This is a genomic window from Geodermatophilus sp. SYSU D01180, assembly GCF_054050415.1.
In genome coordinates this window covers 41,596-58,756 of record NZ_JBJGZH010000023.1, presented here as the reverse complement: position 1 = coordinate 58,756, position 17,161 = coordinate 41,596, and the positions used below count along the sequence as shown (strand labels likewise).

The following is a 17,161-nucleotide window of genomic DNA, read 5'->3' as shown; positions in this document are numbered from 1 at the left end:
CGGGGCGGGACAAGGCCCTCAGGCCGCCCCGTCGAGCACCGCGCGCAGCCGGGCCGCGAACGCCTCGGGCTCCCCGGTCTGGCCGTACTCGCCGCCGAGGAAGCCGGCGTGCCCGCTGGGGAAGACCACCGGCTCGGTCCCCAGTGCCGCGGCCACGCCCAGGCCGCCGCGGTGCGCGAGCTCCCCCTCGGAATCCACGCCGACGGCGACCACGACCCGGGTGGGCGCGGCCCGCAGCGCCGCGACGTCGTGCTCGTGGTGGGTGCACGAGATCAGGTTCTGCCCGAGCAGGACGTCGTCGCGCGAGCCGTCGTCCCCGGTGGGCAGGCCGAACAGGGCGGGGTCGGGCGCGGGGCCCGCGAGCTCGGGCGTCACCGGGCCGCGGTGGGCGACCAGCCGGATGAACGCCGCCATCCCGGCGCCGAAGCCGGACCGCCGGTAGGCCTCCCCCACGGCGCGGGTGGCGGCCGAGGCCTCCGCGGCGTCGGGGAGGTGGGGCACCGACGGCGGCTCGTGGGCGACGAGCGTGCGCACCTGCTCCGGGTGGCGGGCGACGAGGGTGAGCGCGTTCACCGCCCCGCCGCTGCTGGCGAAGACGTCGACCGGGCCGCCGCCGACCGCGGCGACGACGCGGGACAGGTCGTCGGCGTGCTCCTCGGGCGTGCTCGTGGCGGCGCCGTCGGTGCGCCGGCTGCGCTCGGAGCCGCGCGGGTCGTAGGTGACCACCGTCCGGTCGGCGAAGTACCCGGCCAGCGTGCCGAACCCGGCCGCGCCCATCGGCGAGCCGACCAGCAGCAGCACCGGCGCGCCGGCCGGGCCGGGACGGACGTCGTAGGTGAGGACGGCGCCGGGCACCTCGAGGGTGCGGGTCTCGAGCGCGGGGGCGGTGCTGGTCATCTCGGGCCTCCCGGACGGGGTGGGGACGACGGGTAGACCCCAGCTGGGGGCCGGAGTCATCGGTGCGCCGCGCCGCACGATGCGTACGGGTGTCCGCATGGATGTGTACGCTCGTCCGCATGACCTCGCCGCCCGACCCGGACGACGGCCGGACCATGCGCGAGCGGATGCTCGCCGGCGACCTCTACGTCGCCGACGACCCCGAGCTCGCCGAGGAGAACGCCGCCGCCCTGGACCTGGTGGCCGCGTACAACGCCACCTCGGTCCGCCAGCGCCCGCTGCGCCGCGAGCTGCTCGGGCGGCTGCTCGGCGCGGTCGGCGAGGACACCGAGATCCGCCCGCCGCTGTACGTCGACTACGGCAGCCGGATCCGCATCGGCGCCCGCTGCTTCGCCAACTTCGGCCTGGTCGCCCTCGACGTCGCGGCCATCACCATCGGCGACGACGTGCAGATCGGGCCGAACGTCCAGCTGCTCACCCCCACCCACCCGGTCGAGCCCGGCCCGCGGCGGGACAAGTGGGAGGCCGCGGAGCCGATCACCCTCGGCGACAACGTGTGGCTCGGCGGCGGGGTGGTCGTGCTCCCGGGCGTCACGATCGGCGCGGACACCGTCGTCGGCGCCGGGTCGGTGGTGACGCGGGACCTGCCGGCCGGCGTGGTCGCCGTCGGCAACCCGGCCCGGGTGGTCCGCGAGCTGGACCGGGGGTGACCGCCCCGACGCGGCGCCCGCGGCGGCACGACCCCGGCCGCCGCGACCGGCTGGTGGCCACGGCGCTGGACGTCATCGCCGACGCCGGCGTCACCGGCGCCACGCACCGGGCCATCGCCCGCGCCGCCGACGTGCCGCTGGGGTCGATGACCTACCACTTCGCGAGCCTGGACGAGCTGCACGCCGCGGCGTTCACCCGGCACGTCGAGGAGGTGGCCGCCCGCCTCGACGCCCGCATGCGCGCCGCGCCCGACCGGGCCGCGGCCCTGGACGCGCTGGTCGAGCACCTCACCGGCGACCTGCTCGGCCCCGGCCGCGACCTGGTGCTGGCCGTCGAGCTCTACGTCGCCGCCGCCCGCCGGCCATCGCTGCGCGCGGTCACCCAGGACTGGATGCAGCGCAGCCGGGCCAGCCTGGAGCGCCACTTCGACCCGGTCACCGCCCGCGAGCTCGACGCGCTGGTCGAGGGGCTGGTGCTGCACAGCGCCCTGTCCACCGACCCGATGGACCGCGCCCAGATCCGGGCCGCCATCCTCCGCTTCGCCGCCTGACCCCTCCCGCCCCGACTCCCTGACAGGACGCCCGTGTCGGACACCCTCCCGGTCACCACCCCGCCCCGGCTGCGCGCCGCCCGCGCCGCCGTCGCCGCCTGCTTCTTCGTCAACGCGGTGCTCTACGCCGACCTGGTGCCGCGGCTGCCGGAGGTCAAGGACCGGCTGGGCGTCTCCAACGCCGAGCTCGGCGCGGCGCTGGCCGCCCTGCCGCTCGGCGCGCTGGCGTCCGCGCTGGCGTCGGCCGCGCTCATGCGCCGGTTCGGGTCCGCGCGGGTGGCCTCCTGGGGCCTGGTGGCGCTGGCCGCCGCCGTCTGGGGCGCCGCCGTCGCGCCGTCGTGGTGGCTGTTCGCCGGGGCGCTGTTCGTCGCCGGCGCGCTGGACGCCGTCGTCGACGTCGCGCAGAACGCGCACGGGCTGCGGGTGCAGCGGGCCTACGACCGGTCGATCCTCAACGCCTTCCACGGCCTCTGGAGCATCGGCGCGGTGGCGGGCGGGCTGCTGGGCTCCGCCGCGGCGGGCCTGGGCGTCCCGCTCGGGTGGCACCTGGGCGTGGTCGCGGCCGTCTTCGCCGTCGTCGCGCTGGTGGCGCACCGGTCGATGCTGCCGGGACCGGACCGGGAGGAGGTGCCCGACGACGCCGCGCCGGCCGGCGGGCGGGGGACGGTGCGGGCGGTCGCGCTGCCGCTGGCCGCGCTCGGCGTGCTCGCCGCGTGCGGGGCGTTCGTGGAGGACGCGGGCTCCTCGTGGAGCGCGCTGTGGCTGCGCACCGAGGTCGGGACGGGCGCGGCGGCCGCGGGGCTGGGGTTCGTCGCGCTGTCGCTGGCGATGACCGTCGGCCGGCTGACCGGCGACCGCGTCGTCGACCGGTTCGGGCAGCGCCGGGTGGCCCGCGTCGGCGGGGCGATGGTCGCCGCGGGTACGGGCCTGGCGCTGGCGGTGCCGTCGCTGACGACGACGCTGGTCGGGTTCGCGCTGGCCGGGCTCGGTGTCGCCACCCTGGTGCCGGCCGTCTACGCGGCGGCCGACGACCTGCCCGGGCTGCGGCACGGCGTGGGGCTGACGCTGGTGAACTGGCTGCTGCGGATCGGTTTCCTGGTGTCCCCGCCGCTGGTGGGCGCGCTCGCCGACGCGACCAGCCTGCGGGTCGGGCTGCTGACCGTCGTCGTCGCCGGTGTCGCCACCGTCGTGTGCGGCCGGGTGCTGAAGGCGTCGGTGGGCCGCGCCACCTGAGGGCCCGGCATCCGGTGGTGCACGACCGGCTGTCCCGGAGCCGGGCCAGGGAGCGGTGCTCGGAACCTGGCCCGGTGCCCGGCGGAGGAGTCCCCCTCTACTCGGCCGCGGCAGAGCGTGTGCCCACCCAGGGTGCACGCCCCGTGCACGGTCCGCATCCCGGGGTGTCGGTACCCCGGGTCAGGATCGGCCGGTGACCGCCTTCTTCCTCCCCCGCGCCACCGACGACGACCAGGCCGAGCGGCTCTACGAGGCCCTCGCCGAGTTCGCCGGCTGCGAGCCCGCGCCGCCGGGCGCGCGGGTGCGCTCGGTCGCCTTCGACCAGGACGGCGCCCGGTGGGTGGCCGAGGTGGGCCGCGAGCTGCGCGGGCGGCGGACGACGCGGCTGCTGCGGCGCGGCGAGCTGCTCGAGCACACCGAGGAGCTCACCGACCCCGCCCGCGTGCTCGCCGTCTACCCGGGGACGCCGTACCACGTGGTCACCGACGCGCAGCCGATCACCGGCACGGCCTCGGGGTGGGCCAACCCGTTCGAGGTCACGCCGGGTGAGGTGGTGCTGTTCGACCCCCGCTGAGCCGGGGCGGCGCCGCTCCGCCGCGCCCACGACAAGATGTCGCTATGTCCTGACAAAGCCTTGACGCCGCGAGGTGTCCCGGCGCACAGTCGGGTCCCACGGGGCACGACGCACAGGACGGAGCGGACCGTGGACGACACCCCCGACGCAGCGGCACCGGACGTCGTGGTGATGGGGCGCAGCGGCGTCGACGTCTACCCCCTGCAGACCGGGGTGGGCCTCGAGGACGTCGAGACCTTCGGCAAGTACCTGGGCGGCAGCGCGGCCAACGTCGCCGTCGCCGCGGCCCGCCTGGGCCACACCCCGGCGCTGGTCACCGGCGTCGGGGACGACCCCTTCGGCCGCTTCGTCCGCCGGGCGCTGCGCGAGCTGGGGGTGGACGACCGGTTCGTCGTGGTCGACCCCGACCACCCGACGCCGGTCACCTTCTGCGAGGTCTTCCCGCCCGACGACTTCCCGCTGTACTTCTACCGCCGCCCCACCGCGCCGGACCTGCAGCTGCGTCCCGGGGACCTGGACCTCGACGCGGTCCGCGGCGCGCCGCTGTTCTGGGCCACGGTCACCGGGCTGTCCGAGGAGCCGAGCCGCTCGGCGCACCACGCCGCCTGGGAGGCCCGGGGCCGCCGCCGGCACACCGTCCTCGACCTCGACTACCGGCCGGTGTTCTGGTCCTCCCGGGAGGAGGCCGCCGGTCAGGTCCGCGCCGCCCTCCCCTCCGTCACGGTCGCCGTCGGCAACCGGGAGGAGTGTGAGGTCGCCGTCGGCGAGACCGACCCCGACCGCGCCGCCGACGCCCTCCTGGACGCCGGGGTCGAGCTCGCCGTGGTCAAGCAGGGCCCGCGGGGCGTGCTGGGCGCGACCCGCACCGAGCGGGTCGTCGTCCCGCCCACCCCGGTCGACGTCGTCAACGGCCTCGGCGCCGGGGACGCCTTCGGCGGCTCCCTGGTGCACGGGCTGCTCACCGGCCTGCCGCTGGAGGAACTGCTGCGCAACGCCAACGCCGCCGGCGCGATCGTCGCCTCGCGGCTGGAGTGCTCCACCGCGATGCCGACGGCGGCCGAGGTCGCCGCGCACGTCGCCGCCCACCGCGCGCCCCGACTGGAGGACACCCGTGTCTGACACCACCCTCGACCTCGCCGGCGTCGGGACGGCCGCACCGCTGTGCACCACCTACGCCGAGGTCACCGAGCTGCGCAGCCGCTCCCCGCAGGCGATCGCGCAGGCCCTGGCGTCCCGCCGCCGGCGGCCCGCGTTCCTGCCCGACGACGGCCGGCTGCTGCTCATCGCCGCCGACCACCCCGCCCGCGGCGCGCTGTCGGCGCAGGGCCGGCCCACCGCGATGCACAGCCGCACCGGGATGCTCGACCGGCTGCGCGCCGCGCTCGCCCGCCCCGGCGTCGACGGGCTGCTGGCCACCGCCGACGTCGCCGAGGACCTGCTGCTGCTCGGCGCGCTCGAGGACAAGGTCGTCGTCGCGTCGATGAACCGCGGCGGCCTGGCCGGCTCGGTGTTCGAGATGGACGACCGGATGACCGGCTACGACGTGCAGGGCGTCGTCGACGCACGGTTCGACGCGGCCAAGATGCTCAACCGCTTCGACCTCGACGACCCCGGCACGGTCGCGTCGATGGAGGCCGCCGGCCGGGCGGTCACCGCGCTGGCCCGCGCCGGGCTGGTGGCGGTGCTCGAGCCGTTCCTGTCCGGGCGCGTCGAGGGCCGGGTGGTCAACGACCTGTCCCCCGACGCGGTGGTCAAGAGCGTGCACATCGCCCAGGGACTGGGCGCCACCTCCGCCTACACCTGGCTCAAGCTGCCGGTGGTCGCGGAGATGGAGCGGGTCATGGACGCCACCACGCTCCCGACCCTGCTGCTGGGCGGCGACCCCTCCCGCCGGCCCGAGGAGACCTACGCCCAGTGGCGCGACGCGCTCGCGCTGCCCTCGGTGCACGGGCTGGTCGTGGGCCGCACGCTGCTCTACCCACCCGACGACGACGTCGAGGCCGCGGTGGACACCGCCGCCGCGCTCGTCCACGGGGGGAGCCGGCCGTGACCGTCACCTCCCCGCGAACCACCCCCGACACCCGCGCCCTGCACCTGCCCGCCGGGACGGCCGCCGCCGGCCCCTACGCGCTCGAGGTCACCCCCGGGTCGGCCGGCTGGGGCCACGCCGGCCTGCGCGTGCTCGAGCTGCCCGCCGGCGGCCGGCACGTGCTGGACACCGGCCCCGACGAGGTCGTCGTCGTGCCGCTGGAGGGCGGGCTGACCGTCGCCTGCGACGGCGAGGTGCTCGCCCTCACCGGCCGCAGCTGCGTCTTCGCCGGGCCGACCGACTTCGCCTACCTGCCGCTCGGGGCCACCGCCGAGCTGTCCAGCCGCAACGGCGGGCGGTTCGCGCTGTGCACCGCCCGCGCCCGCCGCCGGCTGCCCGTCCGGTACGGGCCGGCCGCCGGCGTGCCGGTCGAGCTGCGCGGCGCCGGACGGGCCAGCCGGCAGGTGCACAACTTCGCCACCGCCGGGGTCTTCGAGGCCGACTCGGTGATCGCCTGCGAGGTGCTCACCCCGGGCGGCAACTGGTCGAGCTGGCCGCCGCACAAGCACGACGAGACCTCCGCCGAGGAGAGCGAGCTCGAGGAGGTCTACTACTTCGAGGTCGCCTCCGGCCCGCAGGGCCAGCCGGGCCTGGCCTACCACCGGGTCTACGGCACCCCCGAGCGGCCGGTCGACGTGCTCGCCGAGGTCCGCGACCGCGACGTCGTCCTGGTGCCGCACGGCTGGCACGGGCCCTCGATCGCCGCCCCCGGCCACGACCTCTACTACCTCAACGTCATGGCCGGCCCCGGCCCCGAGCGGGCGTGGCGGATCGTCGACGACCCCGCGCACGCCTGGGTCCGCGGCACGTGGGCCGCCGAGGACGTCGACCCCCGGCTGCCGCTGCCCACCCCCCGCCCCGAGTCGAAGGGAGCGTCCCCGTCGTGAGCCAGACCCCGCCGCAGGCCCGTCCCGGGACCGCCCGGCTGACCGTCGCCCAGGCGGTCGTGCGGTTCCTCGCCCAGCAGTACACCGAGCGCGACGGGCAGCGGCAGCGGCTGTTCGCCGGCTGCCTGGGCATCTTCGGCCACGGCAACGTCGCCGGCCTCGGCCAGGCGCTGCTGCAGGCCGAGGTCGACTCGCCCGGTGCCCTGCCCTACGTCCTCGGCCGCAACGAGCAGGCGATGGTGCACACCGCGGTCGCCTACGCCCGGGCGAGGGACCGGCTGCAGACCTGGGCGGTCTCCCCCAGCGTGGGCCCGGGCTCGACCAACATGCTCACCGGCGCCGCGCTGGCGACGATCAACCGGCTGCCGGTGCTGCTGCTGCCGGCGGACACGTTCGCCACCCGCGCGGCCGGCCCGCTGCTGCAGGAGCTCGAGCGCCCCGACAGCGGCGACGTCACGGTCAACGACGCGTTCCGCCCGGTGTCGCGGTACTTCGACCGCATCTGGCGGCCCGAGCAGCTGCCCGGCGCGCTGCTCGGCGCGATGCGGGTGCTCACCGACCCGGCCGAGACCGGCGCGGTCACCCTCTGCTTCCCGCAGGACGTGCAGGCCGAGGCCTTCGACTGGCCGGTGGAGCTGTTCGCCCCGCGCACCTGGCACGTGGGCCGGCCGGTGCCCGAGCGCGCCGCGCTGGAGCGCGCGGCCGAGGTGGTCCGCTCCGCCCGGCGGCCGCTGGTCGTCGCCGGCGGCGGGGTGATCTACTCGCACGCCACCGCGGCGCTGGACGCGTTCGCCACCACCACCGGCATCCCGGTCGCGCAGACCCAGGCGGGCAAGGGCGCGCTGCCCTTCGACCACCCGCAGTCGGTGGGCGCCATCGGCTCCACCGGCACCACCGCGGCCAACGCGCTGGCCCGCGAGGCCGACGTCGTCATCGGCATCGGCACCCGGTACCAGGACTTCACCACCGCCTCGCGCACCGCGTTCGCCGACCCCGGCGTGCGCTTCGTCAACGTCAACGTCGCCGCGATGGACGCCGCCAAGCACGCCGGCGTGACGGTGCAGGCCGACGCCCGCGAGGCGATCACCGCGCTGGGCGCGGCGCTGGCCGGCTGGTCGGTCGACGACGCGTACCGGGCCCGCACCGCCGAGCTCGCCGCGGTGTGGGAGGCGACGGTCGAGGCGGCCTACCACCCGGCGGTCCCCAGCGCGGGCGCGGGCGGCCGGCTCACCCAGAACGAGGTCATCGGCGTCGTCAACGAGGTGTCCGCGCCGCGGGACGTCGTCGTCTGCGCCGCCGGCTCCATGCCCGGGGACCTGCACAAGATGTGGCGGGTCCGCGACCCCAAGGGCTACCACGTCGAGTACGGCTACTCGTGCATGGGCTACGAGATCCCCGGCGGCATCGGCATCCGGATGGCCGCCCCCGACCGCGACGTCTTCGTCATGGTCGGCGACGGGTCCTACCTGATGATGCCGACCGAGCTGGTCACCGCCGTCCAGGAGGGCGTCAAGATCGTCGTCGTCCTGGTGCAGAACCACGGCTTCGCCTCGATCGGCGCGCTGTCGGAGCAGCTGGGGTCCCAGCGGTTCGGCACCCGGTACCGCTACCGGTCGGAGTCCGGCCGGCTCGACGGCGGGGTGCTGCCGGTCGACCTGGCGGCCAACGCCGCCAGCCTCGGCGTCGACGTCCTCTCCGCCCAGGACGGCCCGAGCCTGGAGGCCGCGCTCCGGAAGGCCAAGGCGAGCGACCGCACCACCGTCGTGCACGTCGAGACCGACCCGCTGGTCGACGCGCCCTCCAGCGAGTCGTGGTGGGACGTCCCGGTCAGCGAGGTCTCCACGCTCGAGAGCACGAGGGCCGCCCGCGCCGTCTACGACGGGTGGAAGGCGCGCCAGCACCCCCACCTGACCCCCGCCCAGCCCTGAGGACCGAGGAGACCCGATGACACAGCAGCACGGCCGCGCGCGGATCCGGGTCGGGTCGGCCCCCGACTCCTGGGGCGTCTGGTTCCCCGACGACCCCGACCAGGTGCCCTGGCAGCAGTTCCTCGACGAGGTCAGCGCCTGCGGTTACGAGTGGATCGAGCTCGGCCCGTACGGCTACCTGCCCACCGACCCCGCCCGGCTCGCCGACGAGCTCGGCTCGCGGGGGCTGAAGGTCACCGCCGGCACCGTCTTCGAGCACCTGCACCGGCCCGGCTCGTGGGACGCCGTGTGGTCGCAGGTCAGCGACGTCGCCGCGCTGACGAAGGCGATGGGCGGCACGCACGTCGTCGTCATCCCGGACACCTTCCGCGACCAGAAGACCGGCGCCGACGTCGAGTCCCGCCACCTCACCGCCGAGCAGTGGACGGCGAAGACGACCGGCGTGACCCGGCTGGGCCGCGCGGTGCAGGAGGAGTACGGGCTGTCGATCGCCTTCCACCCGCACGCGGAGACCCACGTCGGGTGGCAGGAGGACATCGAGCGGTTCCTCGCCGACACCGACGAGCGGTACGTGCCGCTGTGCCTGGACACCGGGCACGTCAGCTACTACCGCGGCGACAACCTCGCGCTGATCCGGGAGTACCCGGAGCGGATCGGCTACCTGCACCTCAAGCAGGTCGACCCGCGGGTCGTCGACGAGGTGCTGGAGGAGGACGTCACCTGGCCGGACGCGGTCAGGATGAACGCGTTCGTGGAACCCCCCGACGGGGAGCCCGCCTACCCGCCGCTGTTCGAGGCGATCGAGGAGCTCGGCCTCGACGTGTTCGCGATCGTCGAGCACGACCTCTACCCCTGCCCGCCCGACGTGCCCCTGCCGATCGCGCAGCGCACCCACCGCTACATCGCCTCCTGCGGCTTCCCCTCGCTGCAGCTCGGCACCCCGGAGGCCGCCGCTCCCCGATCGGAGGCCCGGGCGTGACCACCGCCGAGACCCGCGCCGGGGCGCTCCCGGCGCTCGCCGACGTCCCCGCGCGCGACCTGCGGGTCGCCGTCCTCGGCGTCGGGATGATGGGCGCCGACCACGTCGCCCGGCTGCACAGCCGCACCTCCGGCGCGCAGGTCGCCGCGGTCAGCGACGCGTTCGCCGAGAAGGCCGAGCAGGTGGCCGGCACCGTGCCCGGCTGCCGGGTGGTCGGCGACCCGCTGGCCGCGATCGCCGACGACGACGTCGACGCCGTGCTGGTCGCCACGCCGGGTCAGTTCCACGAGGAGCAGGTGCTCGCCTGCATCGAGCACGGCAAGCCGGTGCTGTGCGAGAAGCCGCTCACCATGGACGCCGCGACCTCGCTGGCCCTCGTCCGGGCCGAGGACGCCCACACCGCCCGCACCGGCCGCCGGCTGGTGCAGGTCGGGTTCATGCGCCGCTTCGACCCCGAGTACGCCGAGCTCGAGGCGCTGGTCCGCTCGGGGGCGCTCGGCGAGCCGCTGGTCGTGCACTGCGCGCACCGCAACGCGGCCGTCCCGCCGCACTTCACCAGCGAGATGATGGTCAACGACTCGGTGGTGCACGAGGTCGACGTCGCCCGCTTCCTGCTCGCCGAGGAGATCGCCGCGGTCACCGTGCTGCGGCCGCGGGCCACCCGGCACGCGGTGACCGGCCAGTCCGACCCGCTGCTGGTGCTGCTGGAGACCACCGGCGGCCGGGTGGTCGACGTCGAGGTCTTCGTCAGCACCGGCGTCGGCTACGAGGTGCGCACCGAGGTGGTCGGCGAGGACGGCAGCGCGATGATCGGCCTGGACCCCGGCCTGGTCCGGCAGTCCGGCGGGCCGTCCGGGGGGCTGCGGTCCACCGGCATCGCGCCGGACTTCCGGCAGCGGTTCGGCCGGGCCTACGACATCGAGCTGCAGCGGTGGGTGGACGCCGCCCGCCGCGGCGAGGTCGACGGCCCCGGCGCGTGGGACGGCTACGCCGCCCAGGCGGTGTGCGCCGCTGGTGTGGAGGCGCTGCGCACGGGGCGGCGCACCGAGGTCCGGCTGGAGGCGCGATGAGGATCGCCCTGGACCCGCAGATGCTGCGGACCACCCCGCTGCTGGAGCTGCCCGACGTCGTGGCCGCGATGGGCTACGAGTGGATCGAGCTGTCCCCGCGCGAGGACTTCGTCCCGTTCTTCAAGCACCCGCGCGTGGACCTCGCCACCGTGCGCGCGTTCCGGTCGCGGCTGGCCGACGCCGGCGTCGGCGTGACCTCGGTGCTGCCGGTCATGCGCTGGTCCGGGCCGGGCGAGGCCGAGCGGCAGGCCGCCGTCCGGTACTGGAGGCGGGCGATCGAGATCACCGTCGAGCTCGGCGTGGACACCGTGAACTCCGAGTTCAACGGCCGCCCCGAGGCGCCGGAGCTGGCCGAGGCGATGTTCTGGCGGTCCATGGAGGAGCTGCTGCCGGTCCTCGAGCGCGAGGGCGTGCAGCTGGCCCTCGAGCCGCACCCCGACGACTTCATCGAGCTCGGCCACCCGGCGGTCGACATGGTGCGCGGCATCGACGCCCCCGGCGTGTCCTTCCTCTACTGCACGCCGCACACTTTCCACCAGGGCGACGACGCCCCCGGGATCATCGCGCACGCCGGCGACCTGCTCACCCACGTGCACGTCGCCGACTCGCTGGACCACCGCGCCTCCGACGGGCTGCGCTACATCACCAACCCGCCGGGCAACACCACCCGCGTCCACCAGCACGCCGAGATCGGCCGCGGTGACGTCGACTTCGACGAGGCCTTCGCCGCCCTGGCCGGGATCGGCTTCGACGGCGTCCTCACCACCTGCGTCTTCGGGTGGGACGACCAGGCCCGCGAGTCCGGCACGCGGATGCTCGCCGCCATCCGCGAGCTGGTCACCAAGCACTTCCCCGACGGCACCCTTCCCTGAGAGGCAGCCATGCCCACGTCCATCCCGCACTGGATCGACGGCGCCCGCCGCGACGGCACCAGCGGCCGCACCGGCGAGGTGACCGACTCCGCGACCGGCGAGGTGACCGGCGCCGTCGCCCTCGCCTCCGCCGAGGAGGTCGAGGCGGCCGTCGCCGCCGCCGCGGCCGCCTTCCCGCGCTGGCGGGACACCTCCCTGGCCAAGCGCACCGCGGTCCTCTTCCGCTTCCGGGAGCTGCTCAACGCCCGCAAGCCGGAGCTGGCCGCGATCATCACCGCCGAGCACGGCAAGGTGCTCGACGACGCCCTCGGCGAGGTCTCCCGCGGCCAGGAGGTCGTCGAGTACGCCTGCGGCGTGCCCTCGCTGGTCCGCGGCGGGTTCACCGAGAACGCCTCCACCAACGTCGACGTGCACTCCGTCCGCCAGCCGCTGGGGCCGGTGGCGGTCATCAGCCCGTTCAACTTCCCGGCGATGGTCCCGATGTGGTTCTTCCCCATCGCGATCGCCACCGGCAACACCGTCGTCCTCAAGCCCAGCGAGCAGGACCCCTCCGCGGCCATCTGGATGGCCGAGCTGTGGAAGGAGGCCGGGCTGCCCGACGGCGTGTTCAACGTGCTGCAGGGCGACAAGGTCGCCGTCGACGGGCTGCTCGAGCACCCGGGGATCAAGGCGGTGTCCTTCGTCGGCTCGACGCCGATCGCCCGCTACGTGTACGAGACCGGCACCCGCAACGGCAAGCGCGTGCAGGCCCTCGGCGGCGCGAAGAACCACATGGTCGTGCTGCCCGACGCCGACCTGGACCTCGCCGCCGACCAGGCCGTGAACTCCGGCTTCGGGTCGGCCGGGGAGCGGTGCATGGCGATCAGCGCGGTCCTCGCCGTCGGCGGGATCGGCGACGACCTGGTCGCCCGGATCGCCGAGCGCACCCGGACGCTGCGCACCGGGGACGGCCGCAAGGGCTGCGACATGGGCCCGCTGATCAGCAGGAGGCACCGCGACCGCGTCGAGTCCTACGTGGCGGCCGGGGAGGAGGAGGGCGCGAAGGTCGTCGTCGACGGCCGGAAGGTGCAGCCCGACGGCGGGGAGGACGGCTTCTGGCTCGGCCCGACGCTGGTCGACCACGTCGAGCCGCACATGAGCGTCTACACCGACGAGATCTTCGGCCCGGTGCTGTCGGTGCTGCGGGTGGACAGCTACGAGCACGCCGTGGAGCTGATCAACCGCAACGAGTACGGCAACGGCACGGCGATCTTCACCAACGACGGCGGCGCCGCGCGGCGGTTCCAGCACGAGGTGGAGGTCGGGATGATCGGCATCAACGTGCCGATCCCGGTCCCGATGGCCTACTACTCCTTCGGCGGCTGGAAGAACAGCCTGTTCGGCGACTCCCACGCCCACGGCGCCGAGGGCGTGCACTTCTTCACCCGCGGCAAGGTGATCACCTCCCGCTGGCTGGACCCGAGCCACGGCGGCCTGAACCTGGGCTTCCCCCAGAACGCCTGAGGGGGACCCCCCGTCAGTGGTGGGAGGCCCGCCGGCCGAGGGTGTCCACGGGGGCGGCGCCGGGGCGGGTCCACTGCGGCACGGGGCGGCTGGTCGGCCCCCAGGCGGCGTTCCCGTCGGCGTCCGAGCGCCAGTACCAGCAGATCGGCGCGCCGTGCCCGCCGACCGGGGAGCCGACCTGCGGGGCCGGCGGCCAGCCCTCGGGGACGTCCTCCCACGCCTCGCGGCGGCCGTAGGGCGTCATGTCGAGCAGGCCGAGGGTCCCGTCGGCCGGCTCGTTGCCCCGCCCGGTCGTGGAGTAGGTGAGGAACACGCGGTCGCCGTCGCGCAGGTAGCAGGTCAGGTGCCCCTCCTCCGTGGCGATCCGCTCCTCGACGCCCCGCACCGACCACCAGGGCTGGGTGTAGCCCATGAACTCGACGAAGGGCGCCACCTCGTCCCAGGCGCCGGAGGTGAGGACGGCGGAGGAGACGCCGCGGGCGGAGAGGTAGACGGTGTCGCGCAGGTGCCAGAGGTTGAAGGTGCAGCCCTCGCACTGCCCCTGGTGCGGCGCGCCGTCGTACCACATGGAGTGGTAGACGAGGAGCTCGTCGCGGCCCTGGAACAGGTCCCGGAACGGGACCGCGCCGCCCGCCCCGACGACCTCGGCCGCCCCGTCGACCTCCACCATCGGCAGCCGGCGGCGGGCCGCGGCGATGGCGTCGCCCTCGCGGGTGTGCGCCTTCTCGCGGACCAGCAGCTCGTCCCGGGCGGCCTGCCAGGTGGCCCGGTCGACGACGGGCGGGCGGCCGGTCGGCGCGGGGGCCGGGCGGTCCGGGGTGGTCGTCATGGCGTCCTCCGGGGATCTCGTCACCGACGGTTCCCAGGGAGGACCCGCGCCCCGGCCGGAACTCATCGCGGCCGGGGTCCCCGCTCCCCGCGGGCGAGGGCCACCGCGGCGGCGAGGTCGCCGCGCCAGGGGTCGCCGTGGCCGGGGACGAGCAGGTCGGCCGGCAGCGCGGCGAGGGCGCCGAGGGCGTCCCGGGCGCGGTCCGGGGAGGCGGCGAAGAAGCCGGGCAGCAGCTGCGGCCCACGCACCCGTGACGTCGGGTGGCCGGTGACCAGCGCGTCGCCGGTCGCCACCACCCCGTGCCGGGGGAACAGGTAGGCGGTGTGCCCGGAGGTGTGGCCGGGCGTGGGCACGGGGACCGGCCCGCCGGGCAGGTCCAGCGGGCCGCCGTCCGGGCGGTCGCCGGGCAGCGGCTGCGCCGCGGCGACGACGGGGTGCGCGGTCGCCCCGGCCCGCACGATCGACAGCGCCCACCGGGCGACCCGCGGCCGCCAGGCCCGGACGGCGACGTCGAGCGGCGTGGCCTGCTCGCGGCGCTCCCCGCGGGCGTTCGGCAGCTCGTCGGGGTGCACGAGGACGGGGGTGCCCGGCGCGAGGGCGGACAGCCCGCCGACGTGGTCGACGTGCGCGTGCGTGACCAGGACGGCGCGCACGTCCTCCGGGCGCGAGCCCAGGGCGCGGACGGCGTCGGCGAGGCCCGCGGCGTCGCCCGGGTACCCGGCGTCGACCAGGGTCAGGTCGTGGCCGTCGCGGACCAGCACCCGGTTCACCGCGGTGCCCGGCACGCAGAAGACGTCCTCGGTGACCTCGTGCACCGGCGCTCCCTCCCTCCCCCGGACGGTAGCGCCGCGGGGGTTGCCCGGCCGCCCGGCGGGGTGTCGACTGGCCGGGCCGTCGGAGGGAGCGGGCCGGTGGGACGTCGACCCCGGAGCGGGCTGCAGGAGGAGCTGCTGCGGCTGCTGCGCCCTCCGGACCCGCGGCGGGGGCAGCTGCTCAGCGAGCGGGTGGCGCCCGCGCTGGCCGCGGTGGCCGACCGGATGTCGGGCCGGCCGGCGGACGAGGTGGCCGCCGCGCTGGAGGCCGCGGTGCGCGAGGCCGGCGGCACGCCGGACCGGGCGGCGCTGCGGGAGCTCGCGGCGGAGGTCGAGGCCGGGGACAACCCGTTCGCCTGAGGGCCCCGACGGTGGGACGCTCGACCGCAGGAGGGGTGCTCCCCCGGTTCCTCCGCCCCGGCCGAGGTGAGGCCCGATGTCCGACGCGGCGATCCGCCGGCTGCGCGCGGCCGGCGTGGGGGCCTGCCTGCTGCTGGCCGGCTGCGCCGGCGACCCGGGGGCCTCTCCCGCCCCGGCGGCGGCCCCGGCGACGCGCGCCCCCGACTGGCGGGACACCACCTACACGGTGACCTGCGACGGGGTCGTCCCGGACGGGTTCGCGGCGCCCCTGCGCGACGGCGCGGCGCGGGTGGCCGCCGAGGCGGGTCCCTACGACTGGTTCGACGTCTCCCTCGCGGCCGCGGTGGGCGGGGACGTCGACGGCGACGGCCGGCCGGACACCGTCGTCCTGCTGCGGTGCTCCCCGCAGCCGTCGAACGGGATCGTCGAGGAGGTGCACGTCCTCGACGCCGACGGCCGCCCGCTCGCCGTGCTGCCGAGCCCGCGCACGCTGCCGCGGGCCGACGTCCTGCCGCCCGTCTACGACCCGGACGGCCTCTCGGTCGAGGACGGCCGGGTCGTCGCGGTCATGCGGGTGTACGAGCCGGGCGACACCCACGCCGGCGGGCCGTCGGGGCGGATGACCGTCCGCTGGCAGTGGGACGGCGGGGAGCTCGAGCGGCTCCCCTAGACCCGCCGGTCAGGCGGAGGCGAACAGGGCCCGGTGCGCCTGGCGGCCCAGGATCTCGGCGGCGAGGCTCTCGCCGGAGCCGCGGCCCTCGAGCAGGGCGGCGAGCTCGTCGCGGTCGGCGGTGGTGGCGTAGTCGGCCAGCTCGCGCTCGAGGGCGCGGCGGGACCGCTGCCACACCGAGCCGTGGCGGGTGGGGGTGAGGAGGGAGGTCATGGCGGTTCTCCGTGCTGCGTCTGCGTCGTCTTCTCTCTGTACCGACTCCATCGTCCTCCCCGCGCGGCGCGGCGGAGCGGGATCCGGCCTGTGAGTGTGCGCACCGTGACCGGGCACACCAGCCGGGCTCAGCGGCCGACGAGCGTCGTCTCGAAGTCGTAGCGGGACGCCCGGTAGACGTGCCGGCCGAGCTCCACCGCGCCACCCTCGTCGTCGAACGCCGTCCGCTCCATGGTCAGCAGCGCCGCCCGCGGCGGCTCCTCCAGCAGCCGGGCCTCGTCGGCCCGGGCCAGGCGCGCGCCGATCCGCTGGTGGGCCACCCGCAGGTGCACCCCCTGCGCGCGCAGGTACTGGTAGAGCCCCCGCTCGGTGAGGTCCTCCACCGACGGGTCGAACCGGCCGGGCAGGTGGTTGGTCATCAGCGCCAGCGGCTCGCCGTGCGAGCGGCGCAGCCGGCGGACCACCACGATCTCCTCCCCCGGCGCGAGGTCGAGCTCCCCGGCGACGTCGGCCGGCGCCGGCAGCCGCTCCAGGGACAGCACCTCGGTCGTCGGCGCCTCGCCGGCGCGGGACAGGTCGTCGTAGAGGCTGGTGAGCTCCACCGACCGGCGGACGTGCGGCTGGATCACCTGGGTGCCCACGCCGCGCTTGCGGACCAGCAGCCCCTTGTCGACCAGCTCCTGCACTGCGCGGCGGACCGTCGGCCGGGACAGCCCGTAGCGCTGGGCCAGCAGCAGCTCGTTCTCCAGCCGCGAGCCCGGTGGCAGCGAGCCGCCGGTGATCGCCCCCTCGATGGCCTGCGCCAGCTGGAAGTACAGGGGCGTGGGACTCGAGCGGTCGATGTCGAAGGTGAGCACCTCTGCCTCCCGGGAAGCGAGTTCTGCGGGTCGGTCCGAGGACCCGCCTCCCGCGTCCTCGATGATCGCACCCGGTCCCGCACGTCCTGTCGTCCCCTCATCGGGGGAGCCGGACATCAGGACGTCC

Annotated in this window: 19 protein-coding genes; 14 read left to right on the top strand and 5 right to left on the bottom strand. The window is 76.1% G+C overall.

What is annotated here, in order from left to right; genetic code table 11:
• Positions 1–18 precede the first annotated feature (18 nt).
• Positions 19–897 carry an alpha/beta fold hydrolase gene (locus ACI8AA_RS18725; protein WP_457045895.1) on the bottom strand — a complete coding sequence of 293 codons (879 nt, stop codon included), beginning with the start codon at positions 895–897 and terminating at the stop codon, positions 19–21.
• Positions 898–1,016: 119 nt separating this feature from the next.
• Here ACI8AA_RS18725 and ACI8AA_RS18720 point away from each other — a divergent pair, with 119 nt between their 5' ends.
• The 12 genes from ACI8AA_RS18720 to ACI8AA_RS18665 all read left to right on the top strand — a co-directional run bounded on the left by ACI8AA_RS18720 (position 1,017) and on the right by ACI8AA_RS18665 (position 13,293).
• Positions 1,017–1,607: a sugar O-acetyltransferase gene (locus ACI8AA_RS18720; RefSeq protein ID WP_457045894.1), complete on the top strand. Its 591-nt coding sequence runs from the start codon at positions 1,017–1,019 to the stop codon at positions 1,605–1,607.
• The gene (locus ACI8AA_RS18715) at positions 1,604–2,158 is read left to right on the top strand and encodes a TetR/AcrR family transcriptional regulator (RefSeq protein WP_457045893.1); all 555 of its coding nucleotides are present in this window, start codon (positions 1,604–1,606) and stop codon (positions 2,156–2,158) included. The genes ACI8AA_RS18720 and ACI8AA_RS18715 overlap by 4 nt, the downstream gene beginning before the upstream one ends.
• A 33-nt stretch (positions 2,159–2,191) precedes the next feature.
• Positions 2,192–3,391 (top strand): MFS transporter, encoded by a 1,200-nt coding sequence (locus ACI8AA_RS18710; protein ID WP_457045892.1) that lies wholly within the window; start codon positions 2,192–2,194, stop codon positions 3,389–3,391.
• 193 nt (positions 3,392–3,584) lie between these two features.
• On the top strand, positions 3,585–3,965 hold the full coding sequence (locus ACI8AA_RS18705) for a hypothetical protein (protein ID WP_457045891.1): 381 nt from the start codon (positions 3,585–3,587) through the stop codon (positions 3,963–3,965).
• A 129-nt stretch (positions 3,966–4,094) separates the two neighbouring features.
• The gene (iolC, locus tag ACI8AA_RS18700) at positions 4,095–5,084 is read left to right on the top strand and encodes a 5-dehydro-2-deoxygluconokinase (RefSeq protein WP_457045890.1); all 990 of its coding nucleotides are present in this window, start codon (positions 4,095–4,097) and stop codon (positions 5,082–5,084) included.
• Positions 5,077–6,015 (top strand): class I fructose-bisphosphate aldolase, encoded by a 939-nt coding sequence (locus tag ACI8AA_RS18695; RefSeq protein WP_457045889.1) that lies wholly within the window; start codon positions 5,077–5,079, stop codon positions 6,013–6,015. The genes iolC and ACI8AA_RS18695 overlap by 8 nt, the downstream gene beginning before the upstream one ends.
• The gene (iolB, locus tag ACI8AA_RS18690) at positions 6,012–6,941 is read left to right on the top strand and encodes a 5-deoxy-glucuronate isomerase (protein ID WP_457045888.1); all 930 of its coding nucleotides are present in this window, start codon (positions 6,012–6,014) and stop codon (positions 6,939–6,941) included. The genes ACI8AA_RS18695 and iolB overlap by 4 nt, the downstream gene beginning before the upstream one ends.
• Positions 6,938–8,869 (top strand): 3D-(3,5/4)-trihydroxycyclohexane-1,2-dione acylhydrolase (decyclizing), encoded by a 1,932-nt coding sequence (gene iolD / locus ACI8AA_RS18685; RefSeq protein ID WP_457045887.1) that lies wholly within the window; start codon positions 6,938–6,940, stop codon positions 8,867–8,869. The genes iolB and iolD overlap by 4 nt, the downstream gene beginning before the upstream one ends.
• 16 nt (positions 8,870–8,885) lie before the next feature.
• Positions 8,886–9,848, top strand: coding sequence for a sugar phosphate isomerase/epimerase family protein (locus ACI8AA_RS18680; RefSeq protein WP_457045886.1), 963 nt, complete (start codon positions 8,886–8,888; stop codon positions 9,846–9,848).
• A complete protein-coding gene (locus tag ACI8AA_RS18675) occupies positions 9,845–10,918 on the top strand; it encodes a Gfo/Idh/MocA family protein (RefSeq protein ID WP_457045885.1) in 1,074 nt (357 codons plus the stop codon). The genes ACI8AA_RS18680 and ACI8AA_RS18675 overlap by 4 nt, the downstream gene beginning before the upstream one ends.
• Positions 10,915–11,790: a sugar phosphate isomerase/epimerase family protein gene (locus tag ACI8AA_RS18670; RefSeq protein WP_457045884.1), complete on the top strand. Its 876-nt coding sequence runs from the start codon at positions 10,915–10,917 to the stop codon at positions 11,788–11,790. The genes ACI8AA_RS18675 and ACI8AA_RS18670 overlap by 4 nt, the downstream gene beginning before the upstream one ends.
• Before the next feature lie 9 nt (positions 11,791–11,799).
• Complete coding sequence (locus ACI8AA_RS18665) at positions 11,800–13,293, top strand: CoA-acylating methylmalonate-semialdehyde dehydrogenase (protein WP_457045883.1); 1,494 nt, start codon at positions 11,800–11,802, stop codon at positions 13,291–13,293.
• A 13-nt stretch (positions 13,294–13,306) separates the two neighbouring features.
• Here ACI8AA_RS18665 and ACI8AA_RS18660 read toward each other — a convergent pair whose 3' ends face one another.
• Both ACI8AA_RS18660 and ACI8AA_RS18655 read right to left on the bottom strand, forming a co-directional pair.
• Positions 13,307–14,122 carry a DUF899 family protein gene (locus tag ACI8AA_RS18660; protein WP_457045882.1) on the bottom strand — a complete coding sequence of 272 codons (816 nt, stop codon included), beginning with the start codon at positions 14,120–14,122 and terminating at the stop codon, positions 13,307–13,309.
• Positions 14,123–14,184: 62 nt separating this feature from the next.
• The gene (locus tag ACI8AA_RS18655; RefSeq protein ID WP_457045881.1) at positions 14,185–14,937 is read right to left on the bottom strand and encodes an MBL fold metallo-hydrolase; all 753 of its coding nucleotides are present in this window, start codon (positions 14,935–14,937) and stop codon (positions 14,185–14,187) included.
• Positions 14,938–15,033: 96 nt separating this feature from the next.
• Here ACI8AA_RS18655 and ACI8AA_RS18650 point away from each other — a divergent pair, with 96 nt between their 5' ends.
• The gene (locus tag ACI8AA_RS18650; RefSeq protein WP_457045880.1) at positions 15,034–15,294 is read left to right on the top strand and encodes a hypothetical protein; all 261 of its coding nucleotides are present in this window, start codon (positions 15,034–15,036) and stop codon (positions 15,292–15,294) included.
• Between the two features lie 76 nt (positions 15,295–15,370).
• On the top strand, positions 15,371–15,964 hold the full coding sequence (locus tag ACI8AA_RS18645; protein ID WP_457045879.1) for a hypothetical protein: 594 nt from the start codon (positions 15,371–15,373) through the stop codon (positions 15,962–15,964).
• Between the two features lie 9 nt (positions 15,965–15,973).
• On the opposite strand, the gene ACI8AA_RS18640 is transcribed toward ACI8AA_RS18645, so the two are convergent.
• Both ACI8AA_RS18640 and ACI8AA_RS18635 read right to left on the bottom strand, forming a co-directional pair.
• Entirely contained in the window at positions 15,974–16,177 is a 204-nt protein-coding gene (locus tag ACI8AA_RS18640) for a hypothetical protein (protein WP_457045878.1), read from the bottom strand.
• A gap of 128 nt (positions 16,178–16,305) precedes the next feature.
• Positions 16,306–17,034 (bottom strand): GntR family transcriptional regulator, encoded by a 729-nt coding sequence (locus ACI8AA_RS18635; protein WP_457045877.1) that lies wholly within the window; start codon positions 17,032–17,034, stop codon positions 16,306–16,308.
• Between the last annotated feature and the right edge of the window lie 127 nt (positions 17,035–17,161).